A 24198-nucleotide genomic window follows, 5' to 3' on the forward strand; every position below is an offset into this window, starting at 1 on the left:
TTTATACCGGGCTGTAACGCCGTACGCCGGATTCGACTGGAGGGAGGTGTGCGGCCGTGCTGCCGGACGCCTGGAACAACACCAGGTGCTCGGCGGCCACTCGAATTCCCACATCCGCACCGACCTGATGATCGGCATGGCTCGGAAAAATCGACTCCAACTGCGCGCCGGTCGGCAGTTGCAGGCGGTACAGCGTCGATGCGCCGAGGAACGTCTTGCCGACGATCCGCGCTTTCAACCCGCTGTCCGGCGCGTAGACGATGTCATCCGGGCGCAGCAACACATCCACCGCACCGCCGGTAGGCCAGGTGTAGGCGCGGTTGCCGCGCAGCTCACCCAGTTCGGTGCTGACCGATTCCGGCGAGCTCAATTGACCACGGATGAAGTAACCCTGGCCGATAAAGCTGGCGACGTAAGGTGTCTGCGGTTCGTGATAAAGGTTGTAGGGCGTGTCCCACTGCTCGAGACGGCCCTCTTTGAACACGCCGACCTGGTCGCTGACGGCGAAGGCTTCTTCCTGGTCATGGGTCACCAGGATCGCGCTGGTGCCGCGAGCCTTGAGGATGTCGCGCACTTCGTGGCTGAGCTTGCGTCGCAACTCGCCATCGAGGTTGGAGAAAGGCTCATCCAGCAACAGCAAGGCCGGTTCTGGCGCCAAGGCTCGGGCGAGGGCGACGCGTTGTTGCTGGCCGCCGGATAGCTCATGAGGGAAGCGCTTGCCCAGGTTCTTCAGGTTTACCAGCTCCAGCAACTCGGCAACCACCCGGTCTTTTTGCGGGTGCTTGCGAATACCGAAGGCAATGTTGTCGGCCACGCTCAGGTGAGGAAACAGCGCGTAGTCCTGGAACACCATGCCGATGCGACGTTTCTCAGGGGCCAAGGTGAAGCCGGCACTGGAGATCACTTCGCCGGCCAGGCTGATTTCACCTTCGTGCACCGGCTCAAACCCGGCAATCGCTCGTAGCGTGGTGGTCTTGCCGCAGCCCGAGGAGCCCAGCAGGCAACCGATGTCGCCCGCATTGAGGTGCAGGTTGAGGTTCTGTACCACCCGTTGATCTTGATAGCCGCATGCCAGGTTGCGCAGGTTCAGCAGTAATGGATGGCTCATGCGTGGTGGTACGACGGTGGCACGAGGAATTCGAGCAGGGCCTTTTGTGCATGCAGGCGGTTTTCAGCCTGGTCCCAGGCGACCGAGCGAGGGTCGTCGAGCAGGTCGGTGCTGATCTCTTCACCACGGTGGGCCGGCAGGCAGTGCATGAACAACACATCAGGCGCGGCCAGGTCGAGCAGGGCGCGGGTCACCTGATACGGGGCGAACAAGGCCAGGCGCTTGGCGGTTTCGTCTTCCTGGCCCATGGAGGTCCAGACGTCGGTGCTTACCAGGTGCGCACCGATCACCGCGTCATGCGGGTCGCGGACCAGGGTCACGCGGTCGCCGGCCTGCTCCAGGAAGCGCGCGTCAGGCTCGTAGCCTTCCGGGCATGCAACGCGCAATTGGAAGTCGAATTGGATGGCCGCTTCTATATAGCTGTTGCACATGTTGTTGCCGTCGCCGATCCAGGCCACGGTCTTGCCCTGGATCGAGCCACGGTGTTCAAGGAAGGTTTGCATGTCGGCCAGCAGTTGGCACGGGTGCAGGTCATCGGACAGGCCGTTGATCACCGGTACACGGGAGTTGGCGGAAAATTCGGTCACAGTGCTGTGGGCGAAGGTACGGATCATCACGGCATCGAGCATGCTCGACATCACTTTCGCGCTGTCGGCGATCGGCTCGCCACGGCCCAGCTGGGTGTCGCGCGAGGACAGGAAGATAGCCTGGCCACCGAGTTGGATCATGCCGGCTTCGAACGACACACGGGTGCGGGTCGACGACTTCTCGAAGATCATGCCGAGCACGCGGTTTTTCAAAGGCTCGAACAGTACGCCGCGGTTACGCAGGTCTTTAAGCTCAATGCCTCGACGGATCACGCTGACCAGCTCTTCGGGCGTGCAATCCATCAGGGAGAGAAAGTGCCTTGCGCTCATCATTAACTACCTTTTTGCAACAGACCGCAGATACTCAAAGCCTTGTTTGTTGTGACAACGGGCGAGACCTGCGGCGAAAGCCGCACGGGGCGACGAAATAGGGGAAGGCGCGATCTTATAATTAAATGTCGCGTCTTACCAATAGGGCTACGGTTTTTAAGGGTGTTCAAGCAGGGCGCCGAAGCGCTTTTGAAGATGAATTCCAGACAGCAGCGGGCCATTTGTACACTGGCGCCGAGACCTTTTGCAATGCGCGGAGGCGGGCGCAGACCAGGCTGCGTCGGTTTCAGAGGCTATGGGGCGGGTTTTGAAACATTTGCTCACGCTTGCTCATGGCCGGGCCTGATGCTGGTCGATTCACGTGGCGAACGTTGCTGGCGCGCCTGCCGCTCCCGGCCCATAGTGGGATCAAAGCCCCTATAAAAGAGACTGGCCATGACCAAGACTCTCCACCACCGTGCCTGCCATCTGTGTGAAGCCATCTGTGGCCTGACCCTGGAAACCACCCAGGCCGACGACGGCAGCCTGGCGATCACCTCGATCAAAGGGGATCCGCTGGATACATTCAGTCGCGGGCATATCTGCCCCAAGGCTGTGGCGCTGCAGGATATCCAGAATGACCCCGACCGCCTGCACCAGCCGATGCTGCGCGTGGGCCGTGAATGGCAGCCGATTGCGTGGGAAGACGCCTTTGCGCTTGTAGCCGAGCGGCTTTCAGGGATTCAGGCGCGGCACGGGCAGAATGCAGTGGCGGTGTATCAGGGCAATCCCAGCGTGCACAACTACGGACTGATGACCCACAGCAATTACTTCCTGGGCCAGTTGAAGACGCGCAATCGGTTTTCCGCCACCTCGGTAGACCAGTTACCCCATCACCTCACCAGCTACCTCATGTACGGCCATGGCCTGCTATTGCCAATCCCGGATATAGATCACACCGACTTCATGTTGATTCTGGGCGGCAACCCACTGGCGTCCAACGGCAGCATCATGACCGTGCCTGATGTGGAGAAGCGCCTCAAGGCGATCCAGGCCCGGGGTGGCAGAGTGGTGGTGGTCGACCCACGGCGCAGCGAGACGGCGGCGATGGCCGACCAGCACCTGTTCGTGCGCCCGGGTGGTGATGCGGCATTGCTGTTCGGAGTGCTCAACACGTTGTTTAGCGAGAACCTGACCCGCACCAGCCATTTGCCGGTTGAAGGCCTTGAGGAGGTTCGTCGCGCCATCGCTGGCTTTACCGCCGAGGCCATGAGCCGTCAGTGTGCGGTGCCTGCCGAACAGATCCGCCAGTTGGCGCGGGACTTTGCTGCCGCCGACAAGGCGGTGTGTTACGGACGCATGGGGGTATCGACCCAGGCGTTCGGCACGCTGTGCCATTGGCTGGTGCAACTGATCAACCTGGTGACCGGCAACCTGGACCGCGTGGGGGGGGCGCTGTGCACCACACCGGCGGTGGACCTGGTGGCATCGACCGGTGGCGGGCATTTCAATCGTTGGCAGAGCCGGGTTTCCGGGCGCCCGGAGTATGGCGGCGAGCTTCCGGTGTCAGCATTGGCCGAAGAAATGCTCACCGAAGGGGAAGGACAAATCCGTGCGTTGGTAACGGTGGCGGGCAACCCGGTGTTGTCGACGCCCAACGGCCGGCAGTTGGAACAAGCCCTCGACGGATTGGAGTTCATGGTCAGCATCGACCTTTATATCAACGAAACCACGCGCTATGCCGACCTGATCCTGCCGTCCACGTCGGCGCTGGAGAATGATCACTACGACACCACCTTCAATATGTTCGCGGTGCGCAATGTCACCCGCTTCAATCGCGCAATCCTGCCCAAGCCTGCGGGCGCGCTGCATGACTGGGAGATCTTTGTCGGCCTGGCCAAGGCCTTTGCCGCACAGACGGGCGCGGCGCTCAAGCCGACCATGCCGCCTGCGCAGATGATCGACTTCGGGCTGCGTGCCGGGGTGTACGGTGATGCGTCCAGCCACAAGTTGTCGGTGGCCGTGCTGGCAGACCATCCTCATGGTGTGGACTTGGGGCCGCTGCAGCCCAATCTTGCGGCACGCTTGAAAACCGTTGATGGCAAGGTACAGGCGGCGCCGGGGGTGATCCTTGCCGACCTGGCGCGTTTTGCCGCGCAGCCGGTGCCGGTGGCCGACGAACTGCTGTTGATCGGCCGCCGTCACGTGCGCAGCAATAATTCCTGGATGCACAACTACCATCGGCTGGTGAAGGGCAAGCCACGTCATCAATTGCTCATGCACCCGGATGATCTGGCCAGTCGGCAGTTGAGCGATGGGCAGCGCGTGCGCGTGAGTTCGCGCATCGGCATGATTGAAGTGGAAGTCCTGGCCAGCCTGGACATGATGCCCGGCGTAGTCAGCCTTCCGCATGGTTGGGGCCATGGCCGTCCAGGCGTGCAGATGACAATCGCCAGCGGACAGCCGGGGGCGAGCGCCAACGATTTGACCGACGAGCGGCAGTTGGATGAGTTGTCGGGCAATGCCGCACTCAATGGCGTTCCGGTGCAGGTAGCAGCCGCCTGAGCACCACGCTGGAATTTTGCGTTACAATGCGCCACCGTGCCGACCTGTGAGTCGCAAAGTTCCAGCCGAGGTGTTCCATGGATATCATCGAAACGATCAAAGAGCAGATTGCCAACAACACCATTCTGCTTTACATGAAGGGCGCGCCTAATGCTCCTCAGTGCGGTTTCTCCGCGAAAGCTTCCCAGGCCATCATGGCGTGCGGCGAGAAATTCGCTTACGTGGATATCCTGCAAAACCCTGAAATCCGCGCCAACCTGCCGAAGTACGCCAACTGGCCGACCTTCCCACAACTGTGGGTTGCCGGTGAACTGGTCGGCGGCAGCGACATCATCGTTGAGATGGCGGCTGATGGTTCGTTGCAAACGCTGATCAAAGAAGCAGCGGCAAATGCGGCGGCCAAGACCGACGCGTGATTGGCCTGCAATAAAAAGCCCCGCTTCTCGAGAGAGAGCGGGGCTTTTTTGCTTCTACAGGAAGCGGGGTTACTCGCCCATCTGCGACTGCAGGTAGTTTTCCAGGCTGACTTTATCGATCAGGCCCAGTTGGGTTTCCAGCCAGTCGATGTGTTCTTCCTGGTCTTCCAGGATGTCTTCCAGCAGTTCGCGGCTGCCGAAGTCACCTTTGGTTTCACAGTGAGCAATGGCGGCCTTGAGGTCGCTGTGGCTCTTGCGCTCGAAACCCAGGTCGCTGCTTATCATTTCCTGGGTGTGCTCGCCGATGTTCAGCTTGCCCAGGTCCTGCACGTTCGGCAGGCCTTCCAGGAACAGGATGCGCTTGATCAGCGCGTCCGCGTCCTTCATGGCTTTGATCGATTCTTTGTATTCGCGCTTGCCCAGCTTTTCCAGGCCCCAATCGTCATACATGCGTGCATGCAGAAAGTACTGATTGATCGCGACCAGTTCATTGGCAAGGATTTTGTTGAGTTGCTGGATGACTGAGATGTCGCCTTTCATGACTGGGGTCCTGCCCTGTAATAGCTGTGTATAAAGCGGAGTTTGAGCGGCGAAATCCCTAGTGTCAAACCTAAGTTATTGAATAATAAATGAAAATTAATCGGAATAAGAATGTTTGTGTTCCGCGTCTTAGCGCTAACTTATTGAATTGCGGGCATAAAAAAACCGGACACTAAGTCCGGTTCTTTAAAACATGCCTAATCAGGCGTGTGTAAATTCTGCTGAATAGGGGAGCGCAGCCTGAGCGGTCTGCAGCTGTGTCAGGGTTTCCCGTACCACTTGCTTGGCGAGGCAAGCACATTTGCCACACTGGCTGGCAACGCCGGTGGCTTCACGCACTTCCTTGTAGCTGCAGCAACCTTCATAGATTGCTTCGCGGATTTTTCCGTCGGTGACGCCAGTACAAAGGCACACATACATAAGGGAGAACCATCGCGGGTTTAAGGCTTAAGTGCGGTGGATCTTAATGTTAACGAGAATGATTGTCAAAGTAGAATCGTAGGGTATTCACTGGCACCGTGCCCGCACTGACGAACGGTTTTTTCAGTGTATGATGGTCGGTCTTCACGAAGCGTGACTGCGTCACAGGGCTGTCGCTTATAAACGGCAGACTCGAGGCCGGTCCTTTTACTTCAATCGTCACCCTTACATCAGGAGATAACCAATGAGCGTACTCGTCGGCAAACAAGCCCCGGATTTCGACGTACCTGCCGTCCTCGGCAATGGCGAAATCGTAGACAGCTTCAAACTGTCTGAAGCCATCAAAGGCAAATACGGCCTGGTGTTCTTCTACCCGCTGGACTTCACCTTCGTCTGCCCGTCGGAGCTGATCGCTCTGGACCACCGCATGGACGATTTCAAGGCGCGCAACGTTGAAGTGGTAGCCGTTTCCATCGATTCCCATTTCACCCACAACGCCTGGCGCAACACCGCCATCAATGATGGCGGCATCGGCAAAGTGAAATACACCATGGCTGCCGATATGAAGCACGACATCGCCAAGGCCTACGACGTTGAGTCCGAAGGTGGCGTGGCCTTCCGTGGCGCGTTCCTGATCGACGACAAAGGCGTGGTTCGCTCCCAGATCATCAACGACCTGCCACTGGGTCGTAACATGGAAGAGCTGATCCGTCTGGTCGACGCCCTGCAATTCCACGAGGAGCACGGCGAAGTCTGCCCTGCCAACTGGAAAAAAGGCGACAAAGGCATGAACGCTTCGCCGGAAGGTGTTGCGGCTTACCTGACCGAGAACGCCGGCAAGCTGTAAGTCACGTTTGCGGCAAAAAAAACCGGCCTGAGAAGGCCGGTTTTTTTATGCGCGGGATTCCACTTCAGTCGTTGAAGTCTTCCCAGCCGCCCATCTGTTTCCAGCGGTTGACGATGCCGCAGAACAGCTCGGCCGTCTTCTCTGTGTCGTAGCGGGCCGAATGAGCCTCACGACCGTCAAAGTCGATGCCGGCTGCCTGGCAGGCTTTGGCCAGCACGGTCTGGCCATACGCCAGCCCGGCGAGAGTAGCGGTGTCAAAGCTGGAGAACGGGTGAAACGGGTTGCGCTTCATGTCCAACCGCGCCACGGCGGCATTCAGGAAGCCCAGGTCAAAGCTGCTGTTGTGGCCGACCAGGATCGCGCGTTTGCAGCCATTGGCCTTCAATGCCTTGCGCACGCCACGGAAGATATCGGTCAGTGCCGCTTCTTCACTTACTGCCATGCGCAATGGGTGATCGAGCTTGATACCGGTGAACTCCAAGGCAGCCGCTTCGATATTGGCGCCTTCGAACGGCTCGACGCGGAAGAAGTGGGTGTGTTCCGGGAACACAAAACCCTGTTCGTCCATGCCGATAGTCGTCGCGGCGATTTCCAGCAGCGCATCGGTGGCGCAGTTGAAACCACCGGTTTCTACGTCGATGACAACCGGCAGATAGCCGCGGAACCGCTCGGCCATCGGATGACGGGATCCGCCACCGCTGTGCTCGTGTTCGTCATCGTAATGGTCTTCACTCACTTGCTTTCCTCCAGCAGGCGCCAGCGCAGTGTTTCACCGGCGCGCAGCGGGATGACAGTCAGCTCGCCAAACGGCAGGCTGGCAGGGGCGGTCCAGTCTTCACGAACCAGGGTAATGCGATCGGTATTCGCCGGCAGGCCGTAGAAACGCGGGCCATTGAGGCTGGCGAACCCTTCGAGCTTGTCCAGCGCGTTGCGTTGTTCGAACGCTTCAGCGTACAGCTCGATGGCGGCATAGGCGGTGTAGCAGCCGGCACAACCGCACGCGGCTTCTTTGGCGTGCTGGGCGTGAGGCGCGGAGTCGGTGCCGAGGAAAAACTTCGGATTGCCGCTGGTCGCCGCATCCAGCAAGGCCACCTGGTGCGTGTTGCGCTTGAGGATCGGCAGGCAATAGAAGTGCGGCCGAATCCCGCCTACCAGCATGTGGTTGCGGTTGTACAGCAGGTGATGCGCGGTGATGGTCGCACCGACGTTGGCCGAGGCCTCGGTGACGAACTGCACTGCATCGGCAGTGGTGATGTGCTCGAACACGACCTTGAGGGTCGGGAACAGCTCCACCACGCGACGCATGTGTTCGTCGATGAAGATCTTCTCGCGATCGAACACGTCCACATCGCCACGGGTGACTTCACCGTGGATCAGCAGCGGCATGCCGACGTCGGCCATGGCTTCGATGGCCGGCAGGATCTTGTCGATACTGGTCACGCCGGAATCGGAGTTGGTGGTGGCGCCGGCCGGGTACAGTTTGGCGGCGTGCACAAACCCACTGGCCTTGGCCTCGCGAATTTCTTCGGGCTGGGTGCGGTCGGTAAGGTACAGCACCATCAGCGGTTCGAACCGGCTGCCGGCCGGCCGTGCAGCGAGGATACGCTGGCGGTAGGCATCGGCTTGCTCGGCGTTACGCACCGGAGGAACCAGGTTAGGCATGATGATGGCGCGGCCAAAGGTACGCGCCACATCGGCCACGGTGTGGGGTAACGCAGCACCATCGCGAAGATGAATATGCCAGTCGTCGGGACGCAGCAGGGTCAGGCGGTCGGACATTGGGGATTCCAGGCGGGTCAATCTGGGGGGAATGCTACCGGAAAAGACTCTATCAGGCACTCGCTATCAAGTTTTGCAGGATGCAACCGATAGCCTTTTGTATGCCTTATCGATGTATGACGCTTTGAAGTGTTGTAGAAACCAGTGGAGCCTCCCGTGCGCCAGCATTATCTAGCCCTGCTCAGTGTGTTCGCCAGCCTGCCCGCGATGGCCCTCACGTTCCAGACACGTCTGGAGAACATTGAGTGGAAGGTAGAGGGCGACCAGTTCGAGTGCCGTCTGACCCAGCCGATCACAGACTTCGGTTCGGGTGAGTTCGTGCGCCGGGCGGGTGAGCAGGCAACATTTCGTCTGAAAGCCTATAACGGTTCGCTGGGCACAGGCTCGGCCACCTTGTTGGCCGCCGCCGCCCCTTGGCAGCCAGGCCGAGGCGATATCAACCTCGGCGCCGTGCGTGCCGGTAGTGGCGATGTGTTGTTCAATAGCTCGCAGGCCCAGGCCGGTCGCCTGTTCACCGGACTGCTGGAAGGGCGCAGCCCGACGGTCCGCCACTACGGCCGTGAAGGCGGCTACTCCGAAATCCGCTTGTTGCCGGTGAAATTCAATAAGGCTTATAACGACTACCAGCTGTGCACCGCCAAGCTGTTGCCGATGAATTACGATCAGGTCAAACAGACCGAAGTCGGATTCCCGGGTGGCGGTATCGAGTTGGACGCAGCCGCCAAGAAGAAACTCGACGTGATTCTTGCATTCATGAAAGCCGACCCGACGGTCAACCATATCGAGTTGAATGGCCATTCGGACAACAGCGGCAACCGCCTGACCAATCGCGACGTCTCTCGCCGCCGTGGCTTGGCGGTGATGGACTACTTCAAGGCCAACGGTATCCAGGAGTCGCAGATCACCCTGCGCTTCCATGGCGAAAGCTACCCCCTTGCGCCCAACACCAATGCGGCCAACCGGGCACGCAATCGTCGTGTGAATATCCAGCTTGAACGCGTGGCAGCCCCCGAGAAGCCGGCGCCCCAAGCCACTGGCGCAAGTAATCCTGCACACACGTCTTAAGGTGCGACCATCGGTCGCCCGTTCGACATAATCTGTCGCTTTATCTTCATTTGCTGTCGCGCCCCTGTAAATCCACGGTTTTGGTCGGTAGAATCGACGCCTTTCCGTACAACCCCGTGGAGTGATGGCATGGCCGACGTAAACAAGGTCGTTCTCGCGTATTCCGGCGGCCTGGACACTTCGGTGATCCTAAAGTGGCTGCAGGATACTTATAACTGTGAAGTGGTGACCTTCACCGCTGACCTGGGTCAGGGCGAAGAGGTCGAACCTGCACGTGCCAAGGCGCAAGCCATGGGCGTGAAAGAGATCTACATTGACGACCTGCGCGAAGAGTTCGTCCGCGATTTCGTCTTCCCGATGTTTCGCGCCAACACCGTCTACGAAGGCGAGTACCTGCTGGGTACTTCCATCGCACGTCCGCTGATTGCCAAGCGCCTGATCGAAATCGCCAACGAAACCGGTGCCGACGCCATTTCCCATGGTGCTACCGGCAAGGGCAACGACCAGGTGCGTTTCGAGCTGGGCGCCTATGCACTCAAGCCAGGCGTGAAAGTGATCGCCCCTTGGCGTGAATGGGACCTGCTGTCCCGTGAAAAACTGATGGATTACGCTGAAAAGCACGCGATCCCGATCGAGCGTCACGGCAAGAAGAAGTCCCCGTACTCGATGGATGCCAACCTGCTGCACATCTCCTATGAAGGCGGCGTGCTGGAAGACACCTGGACCGAGCACGAAGAAGACATGTGGAAATGGACCGTCTCCCCGGAGAACGCTCCAGACAAGCCGCAATACCTGGAACTGACCTACCGCAATGGCGACATCGTCGCGCTGGACGGCGTCGAAATGACCCCGGCCACTGTGCTGGCGACCTTGAACCGTATCGGTGGCGAACACGGTATCGGCCGTCTCGACATCGTCGAGAACCGCTACGTGGGCATGAAGTCCCGTGGTTGCTACGAAACCCCAGGCGGCACCATCATGCTGCGCGCCCACCGGGCCATCGAATCCATCACCCTGGACCGCGAAGTGGCTCACCTCAAAGACGAGCTGATGCCCAAGTACGCCAGCCTGATCTACACCGGCTACTGGTGGAGCCCTGAGCGTCTGATGCTGCAACAGATGATCGATGCTTCCCAGGTGCATGTGAACGGCGTTGTGCGCCTGAAGCTGTACAAGGGCAACGTGATCGTCACCGGTCGCAAGTCTGATGAGTCGTTGTTCGACGCCAACATCGCTACCTTCGAAGAAGATGGCGGCGCCTACAATCAGGCGGACGCAGCAGGCTTTATCAAGTTGAACGCACTGCGCATGCGCATTGCGGCCAACAAAGGTCGCTCGTTGTTCTAAGTCTCAGCCGGTTTTAAGAATGGCCCCTTATTCAGGGGCCATTTTTTTTGTCTATGGATTTTGTGTGGAATTGCGATGTTTATAGCTGGTTAAACATTTGTTGATGTTTTTCAGTCGACGCATTTTCAAATGCACCTTCGAGGGTGCTGTTGTTGAAAGTTTGTAGGGCGAATGATTTTTTTACACCTGACTAGGAACTGGTCTTACAGAAGATTCACTCATGAAAGTGAGGCAAACGTATAAAGCACGGAATACGCTGTAGGAATTAAGGGTGTAAGAGAATATGTTAAATGGAACTAAAACAGTCGGACATTTCTTGTCGGGATTCTTGAGTGGAGTGCAGAGGGAAGGGGCATTTCCTGAGAGTTGTGTGCGGCACGTTTACCCACCCCCTGATACTCCATGGATATTTCACTCAAAATATGTAAGTCCCCGGAAAGGTCTGAAAGGATCTATAAAACTGGATACATCTGAGTTGGCGTTTTTTTGTAGGGCGATTCCTTTATCGCTGTGGGGTGGGTCTCTGCTTGCTGTTGCTCGGGGGGGAACGCTATGCCAACCAGGAAACGACTAGGCTATTGTGCTTGCTCTAAATAATTCGAACAGCGAAATTGGACTTTCTCATGAATAAAGTGCTGATCGTGGATGATCATCCCGTCATTCGTCTTGCTGTGCGTATGCTAATGGAGCGTCATGGTTATGAGGTCGTTGCCGAGACCGATAACGGTGTCGATGCATTGCAACTTGCACGGGAGCATATGCCGGACATTGTCATACTGGATATTGGGATTCCCAAACTTGACGGGCTGGAAGTTATTTGCCGGCTGTCTTCTACCAAGCAATCCGTGCCCTTTAAGGTGCTGGTGCTGACGTCCCAGGCCCCTGGCCATTTTTCCATGCGTTGCATGCAGGCGGGGGCTGCCGGCTACGTGTGCAAGCAACAGGACCTGACCGAGTTGCTGAGTGCGATCAAGGCGGTGCTGTCAGGCTACAGCTACTTCCCCAACCAGGCACTCAACTCGGTACGCTCCACCATGGGCAATGCCAGCGAGGCCGATATGGTCGAGCGTCTGTCGGGTCGGGAAATGATGGTATTGCAGCAGTTGGCCCGGGGCCGGACCAACAAGGAAATTGCCGACGGCATGTTCCTCAGCAACAAGACCGTCAGCACTTACAAGACACGTTTGCTGCTCAAGCTCAACGCCCGCTCCCTTGTGGACCTGATCGAACTGGCCCAGCGTAACGGCTTGGTATAGAGGAGGGCACTGCAGCGCACATTGTCTGGGTGACCGGCAGAAAAAAGCCTCCGTAAGGGAGGCTTCCGGCCGTCGACCGTTCGATCACAGATCGAAGTCGTAATCTGCCAGCTGTTTTTGCAAGCGTCGTTCTTCCAGAAGATTGTCGATGGTGCGGCGTTTGCTCAAATTGGTCTTGGCTACCTCAATGGGTGCTTCTGCCCCATCGTCATCCGACTCAACAAGGTCGTCTTCCACTTCCAGTTGTTCTTTGCCAGTGCTCATAAGGTTCACTCCGGGCTAGGACTGCCGTTGGCGCTCCTTATAACGATAATCCATGATCGGGTAAAAAAGATTTTTTCAATCGGCTGATCGAAAAAACCAATGATCCCTCAATCGTCGGACGTCTTGTCCTTGTATTCGCACAGGTCTTCGATACGACAGCTGCCGCAACGCGGCTTGCGGGCCTGGCAAACGTAGCGTCCATGAAGGATCAGCCAGTGGTGAGAGTCCAGTAGATAGGGCTTGGGTACAAACTTCATCAACTGCTTTTCGACCTCAACCACGTTCTTCCCACGGGCAATGCCGGTTCTGTTGCTGACCCGGAAGATATGGGTGTCCACCGCCATCGTCAGTTGCCTGAACGCGGTGTTGAGCACCACATTGGCAGTTTTACGACCGACTCCTGGCAGGGCTTCCAAGGCTTCACGGGTTTGTGGCACTTCACCGCCATGCAGTTCCACCAGCAGGCGGCAGGTCTCGATAACGTTTTTGGCTTTGCTGTTATAGAGACCGATGGTCTTGATGTACTCAGACAATCCTTCCACACCCAGGGCATGGATCGCCTCTGGTGTGTTCGCCACGGGATACAGCTTTGCCGTGGCCTTATTGACGCCGACGTCGGTGGATTGGGCCGACAGGATCACCGCAATCAGCAACTCGAACGGCGAGCTGTAGGCCAGTTCGGTCTTGGGTTCTGGATTGTCTTCGTGAAGCCTGCGGAATATTTCCAGGCGTTTTGCGGCGTTCATGGGGCGGTGGGTTCCTTGCAGAAGGTTGGCGGGATTGTATCAACACACACCCGGTTTGCAGATCAGGCGTCGTTGAGCGCATCCATTTGGCGCTGCGCGTCCTCCAGCTTGCGTTGCGCCTCGGCCAGTTGCCGAGGTTCGATGTTCAGGTCCTGGGCTTTCTTCAGTTCCGCTCGACGCATCGCCAGCTGGATTTTGGCGCGTTTCAGATCAGCAGTGTTGCTGGATGACGTCGCTGCTTTCGGTACGACACCCACCTCCAAGGCAGCCAGCGCTTGTTCCGCCGCTTCGAATTGCCGTTGCAGGATGATCAACTGCGACTGCTGTTCAAAGGTCGGAGGGTGACCAAACGCCTTCAAGGATTTGTGCAATTGGGCCCGGCTCATTGCGACAGCGATTTTAGCTTTCTTGATCGCGACATCCTGTGCCGTATCGGCTTGCACAGGTAAAACCGGCACGGAGCGCTTGGTCCGGGCCTGGCGTTCAGCGAGTTTTTGCGCTTCCTCCCGTTGCAGGCGCGCATTGCGTTGCTCATACCGCCGCCTTGCCCGGTCGCGCTTGAGGTGGCGTTCATGGCGTTGCTGATCATTTGTCGCCAGGCCACCGACAATCGGCAATACAGTGGTTGTCGGGCGCATTTCAATGCAGTCGACGGGGCAGGGCGCGACGCAGAGGTCGCAACCGGTGCATTCATCCATGATGACGGTGTGCATCAGCTTGGCGGCGCCGACGATTGCGTCTACGGGGCAGGCCTGGATGCACTTGGTGCAACCGATGCACTCAGCTTCGCGGATGTAGGCAACCTGGGCGGGTGCTTCCCCGCGACTGGCGTCCAGATCCAGCACCGGCACCTGCAGCAACCGTGCAACGTCGGCGATGGTTTCTTGGCCACCGGGCGGGCACTTGTTGATCGCCTCGCCACGGGTGATGCCCTCGGCGTAAGGCTTGCAACCCGGGTGCCCGCACTTGCCGCATTGGGTCTGCGGCAGCAGTGCGTCGATGCGTTGAATGAGGTTCATGCTGTGACCACAGGCATAGCAAACTGGGTTTAATGGGAGGGCAGGGAGTTGTTGTGGTGAGCGGGGCAAGCCCGCTCGCCACAACAAGCTCCTTCACCACAACATGCCCATGCAAGGTAGCTTACTTGATGCGCTGACCTGGCTTGGCACCACTGTCAGGGCTGAGCAGGTAGATCTCTTCGCCACCAGGGCCGGCCGCCATCACCATGCCTTCAGACACGCCGAACTTCATTTTCCGAGGCTTGAGGTTGGCGATCATCATGGTCAGGCGGCCATCGAGTTTGGACGGGTCCGGGTAAGCGCTCTTGATCCCGGAGAACACGTTACGTTGCTCGCCGCCGAGGTCCAGTGTCAGGCGCAGCAACTTGTCGGCACCCTCCACGGCTTCGGCCTTGACGATCAGCGCGACACGCAGGTCCACTGCAGCAAAAGCGTCGAAGTCGATTTCCGCGGAAATCGGATCCTTGGCCAGCTCGCCATTACCCGCCGGCGCCGATTCGCCAGTGTCGGTCTGGCTGGCGACCAGGTCTTCTTTCGAAGCGTCGGTCATGGCCTGGACTTTCACCGGGTCGATACGGGTCATCAGTGGCTTGAACTCGTTCAACTGATGATTGCCGAGCAGGGTGGCGTGATCGTTCCAGGTCAGCGGCGCCACGTTGAGGAACGCCTCGGCGTCGGCGGCCAGCAGTGGCAGCACGGGTTTGAGGAAGATCACCAACTGGCGGAACAGGTTGATGCCTGTGGCGCAGATCGCCTGGACTTCCGCCTGCTTGCCTTCCTGCTTGTTCAGCGACCATGGTGCCTTGTCGGCGATCCAGGCGTTGGCGCGGTCGGCCAGGCCCATGATCTCGCGCATCGCACGGGCGAAGTCGCGGGCTTCATAGGCGTCGGCAATACTCGGCGCGGCGGCCAGGAAGGCGTCGGTCAGTTCCGGCGCAGCGTTCTCGGCTACCAGTACACCCGCGTTGCCCTTGTGGATAAACCCAGCGCAACGGCTGGCGATGTTGACGACTTTACCGACCAGGTCCGAGTTGACCTTCTGTACGAAGTCTTCCAGGTTCAGGTCCAGGTCGTCGACGCCACGGCCCAGTTTGGACGCGTAGTAGTAGCGCAGGTATTCCGGTGACAGATGGTCCAGGTAGGTGCGCGCCTTGATAAAAGTGCCACGGGACTTGGACATTTTCTGGCCGTTGACCGTCAGGTAGCCGTGTACGGCAATGCCGGTTGGCTTGCGGTAGCCCGAACCTTCGAGCATCGCCGGCCAGAACAGGGCGTGGAAGTTGACGATGTCTTTGCCGATGAAGTGGTACAGCTCGGCGCTGGAGTCCTTGCTCCAGAACGTATCGAAGTCCAACTCCGGCGTGCGGTCGCAAAGGTTCTTGAAGCTGGCCATGTAACCGATCGGCGCATCCAGCCATACATAGAAGTATTTGCCCGGCTCGCCCGGGATCTCGAAACCGAAGTACGGCGCATCCCGGGAGATGTCCCATTGCTGCAGACCGCTGTCGAGCCATTCGGAGAGTTTGTTGGCCACGGCATCCTGCAGGGTGCCGCTGCGGGTCCAGGTTTGCAGCATCTGCTGGAAATCCGGAAGCTTGAAGAAGAAGTGCTGGGAATCCTTGAGCACCGGGGTAGCACCGGAGATCGCCGACTTGGGATCCTTCAGGTCAGTGGGTGCATAGGTTGCGCCGCACTTTTCACAGTTGTCGCCGTACTGGTCTTCAGTGCCGCATTTCGGGCAGGTGCCCTTGATGAAACGGTCGGCCAGGAACATTTTCTTTTCCGGGTCGAAATACTGGGTCACCGAACGCTGGTCGATATGCCCGGCTTCCTTGAGCCGCAGGTAGATCTGGCTCGACAGTTCACGGTTTTCTTCGGAGTGGGTCGAGTGGAAGTTGTCGAAATCCACCAGGAACTCGGCAAAGTCGGCGCTGTGTTCAGCCTGCACATTGGCGATCAGTTGCTCCGGGGTGATGCCTTCCTTTTCGGCGCGCAGCATGATGGCCGAACCGTGGGCGTCGTCCGCGCAGACATAAATGCATTGGTTGCCGCGATGCTTCTGGAAGCGCACCCACATATCGGTCTGGATGTACTCAAGCATATGGCCAAGATGGATGGAACCATTGGCATAGGGCAGGGCGCTGGTGACGAGGATCTTGCGTGGCTCGGACATGGGGCTCGGCTACTTGATGAAACGGAGGTCGGCCACTATAAAGCGCCGGGAAATATATTTCACCCCGTGGTGCTGTTTCAGAATCTTCCCAACCTGCGAAAGCATGCCGTAACGCCGCTGGAACGGTTAGGATAGCCGCCTGTTTCAGTCAGTCTTTTTCGGGAGTAGCCCATGAGCGCCGTCAATCGCGCAGCGGTGGAAGCCGTGCTTCGCCAGTACACCGACCCTTATTTGAACCAGGACCCGGTCAGTGCCGGCTGTGTACGCGCCATCGACGTCCAGGGTGACCAGGTGTCGGTCCAATTGGAACTGGGCTATGCAGCCGGTCTGTTCAAGAGCGGTTGGGCGCAGATGCTGCAAATGGCCATTGAAGACCTCGACGGCGTGCGCTCGGCCAAGGTCGACATCCAGTGCGTGATCGCCGCGCACAAGGCCCAGGCACAGATCCCTGGCCTGGCCAACGTCAAGAACGTAGTGGCCGTGGCGTCCGGCAAGGGCGGCGTGGGTAAATCCACCACGGCGGCCAACCTGGCCCTGGCCCTGGCCCGCGAAGGTGCGCGCGTGGGCATTCTCGATGCGGATATCTATGGCCCGAGCCAGGGCGTGATGTTCGGCATCGCCGAAGGCACACGGCCGAAGGTCAAGGACCAGAAGTGGTTCGTGCCGATCGAGTCCCTGGGCGTGGAAGTGATGTCCATGGCCTTCCTCACTGATGACAACACGCCGATGGTCTGGCGCGGCCCGATGGTCTCCGGCGCTTTGCTGCAGCTGGTTACCCAGACCGCCTGGGGCGACCTGGACTACTTGGTGATCGATATGCCGCCAGGCACCGGTGATATCCAGTTGACCCTGGCGCAAAAAGTCCCGGTGGCCGGCTCGGTGATTGTTACCACGCCCCAGGACCTGGCGCTGCTCGACGCGAAGAAAGGTGTAGAGATGTTCCGCAAGGTCAACATCCCGGTGCTGGGCGTCGTGGAGAACATGGCGGTGCACATCTGCTCCAACTGTGGTCATGCCGAGCATCTGTTCGGCGAAGGCGGCGGCGAGAAGCTGGCCACTCAGTACGGCGTGGAACTGTTGGCCTCGTTGCCGCTGTCGATGCTCATCCGCGAGCAGGCGGATGGTGGCAAGCCTACCGTCGTGGCTGAACCGGACAGCCAGATCGCCATGATCTATCAGGAGCTGGCGCGTCATGTAGGTGCGCGGATCGTCCTGCAGGAAGCAGCCACGCCAGCCATGCCGACCATCACCGTCAGCGACGACTGAGGCGGTTGAAGGGAAAAAAGCCCCGACGTGTCGGGGCTTTTTCATGTCTGGAAGATGGTCAAGGTGTGTTTGTTTCTCAATCACGCAGTTGGTCTTGTAAGCATTTGCTTACTTTTTCGTAAGTGTTTGGTTTTTTTACCTTCCACGGACGTCGGTTTTCTTCGAAGCTTTTTTCTAACCAATTGAAATTTAACAATTAATTATTCCGTATTCAGGGCGATTGCATGTCAGTTCATGGGTAGGATCCCGTTGAACTTCCTTTGGAACTCTTTAAGATCAGCCCTGTGTCCACGGATTGGCACGGCCATCAAGGAACGATGGTTGAAGGAACGTCGCAGGATGCGATTCATCAGGATGATGAAAAGGAATACAGGGACTAGGGAAAAAATGTGGGCGGGTCATACCGCCCCTTTTTTTTGCCTGTAGGAAAGGGAAACCGGCCACCTAGAAACGCAAAAAGGCCCGCAAGGGGCCTTTTGGATGGGGCGACGCTATCAGCGTTCGAGGTGTGCGATCTTACCTTTTTTGCCATCCCACTCCGCTGCATCCGGCATCGGATCTTTGCGCTCAGTGATGTTCGGCCAGACTTCCGCCAGCTCGACGTTCAACTGAATGAATTCCTGCATCTCCGCCGGGACTTCATCCTCGGAGAAAATAGCGACGGCCGGGCATTCAGGTTCACACAGGGCGCAATCGATGCACTCATCCGGGTGGATAACCAGGAAGTTCGGGCCTTCGTAGAAGCAGTCCACCGGACACACTTCGACGCAGTCGGTGTACTTGCACTTGATGCAGTTGTCGGTAACGACGAAGGTCATTTCTAATTTTCTCCTCAGGCGGCGGCAGCGAAACCCTTTGTGGCAGGGCTCGCGAGGTTTGGGAGCGATAGTCTGCAGGCCAGGCTAATAGCCTGCAGCATCCCAAACCGCGCGAGAGTCTACCAGCTTGCAAGCGTCTGCGTTATATCCGAACTTGCAGTGCATATAACATTTCGAGCGCTTTTCGCGGCGTCAAGCCATCCAAGTCAAGCTTAGCCAATTCATCCAGCACCGGATGGGGCAGGCTGGCAAACATGTCGCTCTGGTGCGGCGCAGCCGGTTTGCTGGCGGCTTTGGCTGGGCTGGCGACCACCGTCTCATGGGGCAGGGCCGTGGTTTCCAGGCGGCTGAGGTGCTCGCGAGCGCGGGTGATCACATCGTTCGGCACCCCCGCCAGTTGCGCCACGGCCAGGCCGTAGCTCTGGCTGGCGGGCCCTGGCAGCACGTGGTGCAGGAACACGATGCGCTCGTTGTGCTCGGTGGCGTTCAGGTGCACGTTGGCTACCAGCGGCTCGCTTTCCGGCAACACCGTCAGCTCGAAATAGTGCGTGGCAAACAGCGTGTAGGCACGCAGGTGCGCCAGGCGTTCGGCTGCCGCCCAGGCCAGGGACAAACCGTCGAAGGTGCTGGTGCCGCGCCCCACTTCGTCCATCAGCACCAGGCTGCGTTCGGTAGCGTTATGCAGGATGTTGGCGGTTTCGCTCATTTCCACCATAAAGGTCGAGCGCCCACCGGCCAGGTCATCGCTGGAGCCGATCCGGGTGAAAATGCGGTCCACCAGGGACAGCTCGCAACTGGCCGCCGGTACAAAGCTGCCGATATGCGCCAACAGCACGATCAAAGCGGTCTGACGCATGTAGGTGGATTTACCGCCCATGTTCGGACCGGTGATCACCAACATACGGGTATCGTCGTCCAGGGACAGGTCGTTGGCAACGAACGGCGTGGTCAGCACCTGTTCTACAACCGGGTGACGACCTTGCACGATGCGCATGCACGGCTCGCTGACAAAACGCGGGCAGTTCAGATCAAGGTTCAGCGCACGCTCGGCGAGGTTGCTCAGCACGTCCAGTTCGGCCAGCGCTGCGGCAGTGTCCTGCAGCGGTGCCAATTGGCTGATCAAGTCCTCCAGCAGATTCTCATAGAGCATCTTCTCTCGAGCCAGGGCGCGGCTCTTGGCCGACAGTGCCTTGTCTTCGAATTCTTTCAGCTCCGGGGTGATAAACCGTTCGGCGCCTTTGAGGGTCTGGCGACGTTGATAATCGATCGGCGCCGATTCGGCCTGCTTGCTGGGCAACTCAATAAAGTAGCCATGCACACGGTTGTAGCCGACTTTCAGGTTGGCCAGACCGGTGCGGGCTTTTTCGCGGGCTTCCAGGTCGATCAGGAACTGCCCGGCGTTTTCGCTCAGGGACTGCAGTTCGTCCAGTTCGCTGTCGTAACCGGTCTTGAGTACGCCGCCGTCACGGATGATCGCCGGCGGGTTGTCGATGATGGCTTTTTCCAGCAAGGCCGCCAGCTCCGGGTAAGTCCCGGCTGTAGTTGCAAGCTGTTGCAGGTGCGGCGTATCCAGCTCGGTCATCGCCACCTGCAGTTGCGGCAGGGCACCGAGGGCATCGCGCAGGCGCGCCAGGTCACGGGGTCGTGCGTTACGCAGGCCGATCCGCGCCAGGATGCGCTCGATATCGCCGATTTCCTTCAACTGTGGCTGCAGCTTTTCAAAGCGATAGCCGTCCAGCAGGCAGGTAATGGACGTCTGGCGTGCTTGCAGCACTGTCAGGTCCCGCAGCGGACGGTTCAGCCAGCGGGTCAGCAGGCGGCTGCCCATGGCCGTCTGGCAGCGGTCGACCACCGATTGCAAGGTGTTATCGCGACCACCGGCCAGGTTGGTGTCCAACTCCAGGTTGCGACGGCTGGCGCCATCGAGCACCACGGTATCGTCCAGACGCTCATGACGCAGGCTGCGCAAGTGCGGCAGGGCGGTGCGTTGGGTTTCCTTGGCGTAGCCAAGCAGGCAACCGGCGGCGCCGATGGCCAGGGTCAGGGTCTCGCACCCGAAGCCTTTGAGGTCCTGTACGGAGAACTGCTGGCACAGACTTTTCAGCGCCGAATCACGCTCGAAATCCCACGGCGCACGGCGCTTGGCCCCACGACGTTTTTCTGCCGGCAGATCCTTTGGCCAATCATCCGGGATCAACAGCTCCACTGGGTTGATGCGTTCCAGCTCCGCCAGCAGGTTCTCCCAGCCCTTGATCTCCAACACGCTGAAGTTGCCGCTGGTGATATCCAGTACCGACAGGCCAAACAGGCGCTCATCGCCCAACACGGCGGCAATCAGGTTATCGCGACGCTCATCCAGCAGCGCCTCATCACTCACCGTTCCTGGCGTAATAATTCGCACCACCTGGCGTTCAACTGGCCCCTTGCTGGTCGCCGGGTCGCCGATCTGCTCACAGATCACCACCGACTCGCCCAGCTTCACCAGCTTGACCAGGTAACCCTCCAACGAATGGTAAGGAATCCCACACATCGGAATCGACTGCCCCGCCGATTGCCCGCGCGCGGTCAGGGTGATGTCCAGCAGCTTGGCGGCCTTCTTCGCGTCTTCGTAGAAGATCTCGTAGAAGTCGCCCATGCGGTAGAACATCAACTGATCAGGGTGCTGGTTCTTGAGGCGCCAGTACTGCTGCATCATCGGGGTGTGGGAGGACAGGTCTGAAGTGGTTTTACTCATTGGTCGTAGGCAAATTCGTTGAAAGGAGTGGGGCAAATGTGGGGCATTCCGCCCTGCGATTTTGCGATGGGCGCAAGGTTAACATGCGAGGTCGGAGCTTCGCAGGTCGCAAACGGATAGGTAAAACGCAAAAGCCGGCGCTGCATTTACTTAACTGCAAGTAAACGCGCCGCCGGTATCTTTCATGCCTTTGTATTACAGCGACCGCACAGGGATGCAGATGTCGCAGATGAACTCACCGGTGTCAGAATCGGTTGCGGTTGCCGCAAAGAACATCTCGAAACATGGTCGGTCATCGCATTGCAGACCGCTGGAAGGCATCCATTCTCGCGTCAGCCACATCCAGGCATCGGCTATTTTTTCTGTTTTCCCTTTGAAGCTCGCTACGGCATAGCGGCCGCCCGGCAGGGTCTGAATGTCTGCCTGGGCGCTGGTTACAAAAGAGGCTGGCACTTCAACGCAAGCATCGTAGCGGCACTTGTTCGGGGGCGTGATGGATGGGTCGTCATACCCTATGCCGTAACACCGTTCATCGCCGAGGCCATTGGAGTGCATCCACGGCGCCATGGTCCCGCGCCAGAAGTGGCCGATTGCGGGGCCATAGGGGCCGATCAGGCGTTGGTAGGCAACGTGTACCTTGGGTAAATCAATGATGCGTACGTCCATGGTGGGCTCTTTCGTTGAAGGAGAAGAGAGCCCAGCGTCGTCGAACGTACGCTCATGTGCCTGATGGGCATTGCCGAAGACCTGATCAGGATTGCTCTGCTGCGCACCCGGGCGCGGGCCGATGGCAGCCGCCTGTGCTGCCAGTCGCTGCGGTGTGTTGGTGCGCCACTCGGATGGCGTGCAGCCAAACTGTAGTTTGAAGGCCCGTGCGAATGCTTCGCCCGAGTTGAAACCGCTGGCCAATGCTGTTTCCAGTACGGTTTCGTGGTTGCCGCAGGACAGGCGGAACGCCGCCTTCTCCAGTCGCCGCCGGCGGACATAACTGCCCAATGTCTCGCCCATCCACGCCGCGAAAATCCGATGAAAATGGAAGCGCGAAAAGTTGGCGATATCGGCCAACCGGGCACCCTCCAAGGGGGTATCCAGGTGGGTATCGACGTAGTTGAGTACGCGGTTCATGCGTCGGGCGTACTCGGCGCGGGATGCGTGGACAGAGGATTTGGTTGTCATAGTGCGTGATAGTATGCATAAAAAATGCAAATTAGCATTTGCCAAGCCAAAAAACTCCCGTCACTATCCTCGTTATGCAAAAACGCAACGTTTCTATCGTCTTAAGAGAATTGCTGGACCGCGACCGGATCTCCCCCACGGAGCTTTACCGGCGCACCGGCGTGCCACAATCCACGCTGTCCCGGATCCTCAGCGGCAAGATCGTTGATCCGTCGGACAAGCACATCTCCCGTATCGCCGAGTACTTCCGTGTCAGCACCGATTACCTGCGCGGGCGCGCGGCGATGGGCGCGTTGCGCGATGACGCGCGCGACCCGATGCATTCGGAACTCAAGGACATAAGCCTGTGGGACGACGACACGCCCGTCAATGATGACGAGGTGTCGATCCCCTTTCTGCGCGAGGTTGAATTGGCTGCTGGATCAGGAAGATTCGTCATCGAGGAAAGCGAGAAGGCCAGCCTGCGGTTCGGCAAGCGCAGCCTGCGGCATAACGGTGTGCAGTTCGACCAGGCCAAGTGCGTGACGGTGCGCGGCAACAGCATGTTGCCGGTGCTGCGCGACGGTGCGACGGTCGGGGTGAACGCGGGCAAGAGTGGCATCGGCGATATCGTCGATGGTGACTTGTATGCCATCAATCACAACGGCCAATTGCGCGTGAAACAGCTCTATCGCCTGCCTTCCGGGATCCGCCTGCGCAGTTTCAACCGCGATGAGCACCCGGATGAGGACTACAGCTTCCAGGAAATCCAGGATGAGCAGATCAGCATCCTGGGTCATGTGTTCTGGTGGGGTATGTACGCCCGTTAACCTTCCCGCGTAAGACAAAGCCCGCCAACGAGCGGGCTTTTTTCCGTCTGCAGAAAATCGCCAAAACCCCGTCCTACAAGGCTGTAAATGCGTCAATGCATTTATTTGGTAAAAATAAATGCATTTGTGCATTGACTGTATATGCATACATATCTATTCTTCATCTCAAGCCAGCCAAACAAGGCTTGGTGGAGGCGGCAAGGATGCTGCCAGGAAAGACAAGGAAGGCACGCAACACCGGCAAGGACGCCATCTGAGCGATGGCAGGGATGCCAGGCAATACCGGCAAGGATGCCGACGCTCTTTAGTTTCAAAGCATGACCAACACAGGCAGCGATGAACCGGCCTCATAACGGTTCAGAGGGTTGGCAACTGACCCGGGTGTGCAGCGTAAAGCACCAGAAGCAGTTATCCGGCAGACAGGGATCGTGGTCGGAAAAACATCGAGGAAAGATCCGTACCGCGCCAGTAGCGCCGAAAGATCGAATATGGACCGCATTACTGAAAAGCCCGGGCAACCGGGCTTTTTGGAATGCCTACCTACGAAATGGATTTACCCAAGAGCCGGCCCGGCGCCGGTAGTGCTCAGCCAGGAGGCGTGACATGACAAACGAGCAGCAAGCGTTAGCGGAAATGCCTATCTGGCTGGTGATCGTACTGGCCCTGATCGGCGGGGTGTCCGGCGAAATGTGGCGCGCCGACAAGGAGGGCGCCCGCGGTTGGTCGTTGATCCGGCGCCTGGCCCTGCGGTCCGGGGCGTGCATGGTCTGCGGGGTCTCGGCCTTGATGCTGTGCTACGCCGCCGGCATGTCGATCTGGACCGCCGGGGCCATTGGTTGCCTCACCGCCATGGCCGGTGCGGACGTGGCCATCGGCCTTTATGAACGCTGGGCGGCCAAGCGCATTGGGGTCAACCAGGCCCCGAACTCTCGCCCGGATCAGCAGTAAGCGCTG

The 24198-nt window shown here is 58.7% G+C and carries 22 protein-coding genes; 9 read left to right on the forward strand and 13 right to left on the reverse strand.

Going from position 1 to position 24198, the window contains the following annotated elements:
- Nucleotide 1: 1 nt before the first annotated feature.
- Both AC3WP7_RS02465 and argF read right to left on the reverse strand, forming a co-directional pair.
- Nucleotides 2-1108 carry an ABC transporter ATP-binding protein gene (locus AC3WP7_RS02465; RefSeq protein ID WP_071488711.1) on the reverse strand — a complete coding sequence of 369 codons (1107 nt, stop codon included), beginning with the start codon at nucleotides 1106-1108 and terminating at the stop codon, nucleotides 2-4.
- Complete coding sequence (gene argF / locus AC3WP7_RS02470) at nucleotides 1105-2025, reverse strand: ornithine carbamoyltransferase (RefSeq protein WP_102591706.1); 921 nt, start codon at nucleotides 2023-2025, stop codon at nucleotides 1105-1107. The genes AC3WP7_RS02465 and argF overlap by 4 nt, the downstream gene beginning before the upstream one ends.
- A 435-nt stretch (nucleotides 2026-2460) precedes the next feature.
- Here argF and AC3WP7_RS02475 point away from each other — a divergent pair, with 435 nt between their 5' ends.
- Nucleotides 2461-4569 (forward strand): molybdopterin oxidoreductase family protein, encoded by a 2109-nt coding sequence (locus tag AC3WP7_RS02475; protein WP_102591705.1) that lies wholly within the window; start codon nucleotides 2461-2463, stop codon nucleotides 4567-4569.
- A gap of 77 nt (nucleotides 4570-4646) precedes the next feature.
- The gene (gene grxD / locus AC3WP7_RS02480) at nucleotides 4647-4985 is read left to right on the forward strand and encodes a Grx4 family monothiol glutaredoxin (protein ID WP_016970749.1); all 339 of its coding nucleotides are present in this window, start codon (nucleotides 4647-4649) and stop codon (nucleotides 4983-4985) included.
- A 69-nt stretch (nucleotides 4986-5054) separates the two neighbouring features.
- Here the strand turns inward: grxD and bfr are convergent, their stop codons facing one another.
- Together bfr and AC3WP7_RS02490 are read right to left on the reverse strand one after the other, a co-directional pair.
- A complete protein-coding gene (gene bfr / locus AC3WP7_RS02485) occupies nucleotides 5055-5525 on the reverse strand; it encodes a bacterioferritin (protein WP_012722487.1) in 471 nt (156 codons plus the stop codon).
- 201 nt (nucleotides 5526-5726) lie between these two features.
- Nucleotides 5727-5945, reverse strand: a complete 219-nt coding sequence (locus tag AC3WP7_RS02490; RefSeq protein ID WP_058423779.1) for a bacterioferritin-associated ferredoxin — start codon at nucleotides 5943-5945, stop codon at nucleotides 5727-5729.
- 244 nt (nucleotides 5946-6189) lie between these two features.
- On the opposite strand from AC3WP7_RS02490, the gene AC3WP7_RS02495 reads away from it, so the two are divergent.
- The gene (locus AC3WP7_RS02495; RefSeq protein ID WP_003172097.1) at nucleotides 6190-6792 is read left to right on the forward strand and encodes a peroxiredoxin; all 603 of its coding nucleotides are present in this window, start codon (nucleotides 6190-6192) and stop codon (nucleotides 6790-6792) included.
- A gap of 64 nt (nucleotides 6793-6856) precedes the next feature.
- Here the strand turns inward: AC3WP7_RS02495 and rnt are convergent, their stop codons facing one another.
- Both rnt and pyrC read right to left on the reverse strand, forming a co-directional pair.
- Nucleotides 6857-7528, reverse strand: a complete 672-nt coding sequence (gene rnt / locus AC3WP7_RS02500) for a ribonuclease T (protein WP_010564138.1) — start codon at nucleotides 7526-7528, stop codon at nucleotides 6857-6859.
- On the reverse strand, nucleotides 7525-8571 hold the full coding sequence (gene pyrC, locus AC3WP7_RS02505) for a dihydroorotase (protein ID WP_071488714.1): 1047 nt from the start codon (nucleotides 8569-8571) through the stop codon (nucleotides 7525-7527). The genes rnt and pyrC overlap by 4 nt, the downstream gene beginning before the upstream one ends.
- Before the next feature lie 156 nt (nucleotides 8572-8727).
- On the opposite strand from pyrC, the gene AC3WP7_RS02510 reads away from it, so the two are divergent.
- The 3 genes from AC3WP7_RS02510 (at nucleotide 8728) to AC3WP7_RS02520 (ending at nucleotide 12239) form a co-directional block, all read left to right on the forward strand.
- Nucleotides 8728-9636 carry a flagellar protein MotY gene (locus AC3WP7_RS02510; protein ID WP_092241056.1) on the forward strand — a complete coding sequence of 303 codons (909 nt, stop codon included), beginning with the start codon at nucleotides 8728-8730 and terminating at the stop codon, nucleotides 9634-9636.
- Nucleotides 9637-9765: 129 nt separating this feature from the next.
- Nucleotides 9766-10983, forward strand: coding sequence for an argininosuccinate synthase (locus tag AC3WP7_RS02515; RefSeq protein ID WP_010212738.1), 1218 nt, complete (start codon nucleotides 9766-9768; stop codon nucleotides 10981-10983).
- A gap of 623 nt (nucleotides 10984-11606) precedes the next feature.
- Nucleotides 11607-12239, forward strand: coding sequence for a response regulator transcription factor (locus AC3WP7_RS02520; protein WP_058423776.1), 633 nt, complete (start codon nucleotides 11607-11609; stop codon nucleotides 12237-12239).
- 84 nt (nucleotides 12240-12323) lie between these two features.
- Here AC3WP7_RS02520 and AC3WP7_RS02525 read toward each other — a convergent pair whose 3' ends face one another.
- The 4 genes from AC3WP7_RS02525 to metG form a co-directional block, all read right to left on the reverse strand.
- Entirely contained in the window at nucleotides 12324-12503 is a 180-nt protein-coding gene (locus AC3WP7_RS02525) for a PA3496 family putative envelope integrity protein (protein ID WP_092241058.1), read from the reverse strand.
- A 107-nt stretch (nucleotides 12504-12610) separates the two neighbouring features.
- Nucleotides 12611-13249, reverse strand: a complete 639-nt coding sequence (gene nth, locus AC3WP7_RS02530; protein WP_102591704.1) for an endonuclease III — start codon at nucleotides 13247-13249, stop codon at nucleotides 12611-12613.
- Between the two features lie 62 nt (nucleotides 13250-13311).
- Entirely contained in the window at nucleotides 13312-14268 is a 957-nt protein-coding gene (gene rsxB / locus AC3WP7_RS02535) for an electron transport complex subunit RsxB (protein ID WP_102591703.1), read from the reverse strand.
- A 121-nt stretch (nucleotides 14269-14389) separates the two neighbouring features.
- On the reverse strand, nucleotides 14390-16441 hold the full coding sequence (gene metG, locus AC3WP7_RS02540) for a methionine--tRNA ligase (RefSeq protein ID WP_093119434.1): 2052 nt from the start codon (nucleotides 16439-16441) through the stop codon (nucleotides 14390-14392).
- Between the two features lie 171 nt (nucleotides 16442-16612).
- Between metG and apbC the strand changes: the two genes are divergently transcribed.
- Nucleotides 16613-17707, forward strand: coding sequence for an iron-sulfur cluster carrier protein ApbC (apbC, locus tag AC3WP7_RS02545; protein WP_093119431.1), 1095 nt, complete (start codon nucleotides 16613-16615; stop codon nucleotides 17705-17707).
- Nucleotides 17708-18201: 494 nt separating this feature from the next.
- Here the strand turns inward: apbC and fdxA are convergent, their stop codons facing one another.
- The 3 genes from fdxA to AC3WP7_RS02560 form a co-directional block, all read right to left on the reverse strand.
- On the reverse strand, nucleotides 18202-18525 hold the full coding sequence (fdxA, locus tag AC3WP7_RS02550) for a ferredoxin FdxA (protein ID WP_071488721.1): 324 nt from the start codon (nucleotides 18523-18525) through the stop codon (nucleotides 18202-18204).
- A gap of 142 nt (nucleotides 18526-18667) precedes the next feature.
- Entirely contained in the window at nucleotides 18668-21259 is a 2592-nt protein-coding gene (gene mutS / locus AC3WP7_RS02555) for a DNA mismatch repair protein MutS (protein ID WP_071488722.1), read from the reverse strand.
- Nucleotides 21260-21454: 195 nt separating this feature from the next.
- The gene (locus AC3WP7_RS02560; RefSeq protein WP_207240091.1) at nucleotides 21455-22384 is read right to left on the reverse strand and encodes an AraC family transcriptional regulator; all 930 of its coding nucleotides are present in this window, start codon (nucleotides 22382-22384) and stop codon (nucleotides 21455-21457) included.
- A gap of 125 nt (nucleotides 22385-22509) precedes the next feature.
- On the opposite strand from AC3WP7_RS02560, the gene AC3WP7_RS02565 reads away from it, so the two are divergent.
- Both AC3WP7_RS02565 and AC3WP7_RS02570 read left to right on the forward strand, forming a co-directional pair.
- Nucleotides 22510-23244: a LexA family transcriptional regulator gene (locus tag AC3WP7_RS02565; protein ID WP_092241067.1), complete on the forward strand. Its 735-nt coding sequence runs from the start codon at nucleotides 22510-22512 to the stop codon at nucleotides 23242-23244.
- A gap of 603 nt (nucleotides 23245-23847) precedes the next feature.
- A complete protein-coding gene (locus AC3WP7_RS02570; RefSeq protein ID WP_071488725.1) occupies nucleotides 23848-24192 on the forward strand; it encodes a phage holin family protein in 345 nt (114 codons plus the stop codon).
- The last annotated feature ends 6 nt before the right edge of the window (nucleotides 24193-24198 follow it).

Source organism: Pseudomonas sp. FW305-3-2-15-C-LB1, assembly GCF_058787615.1.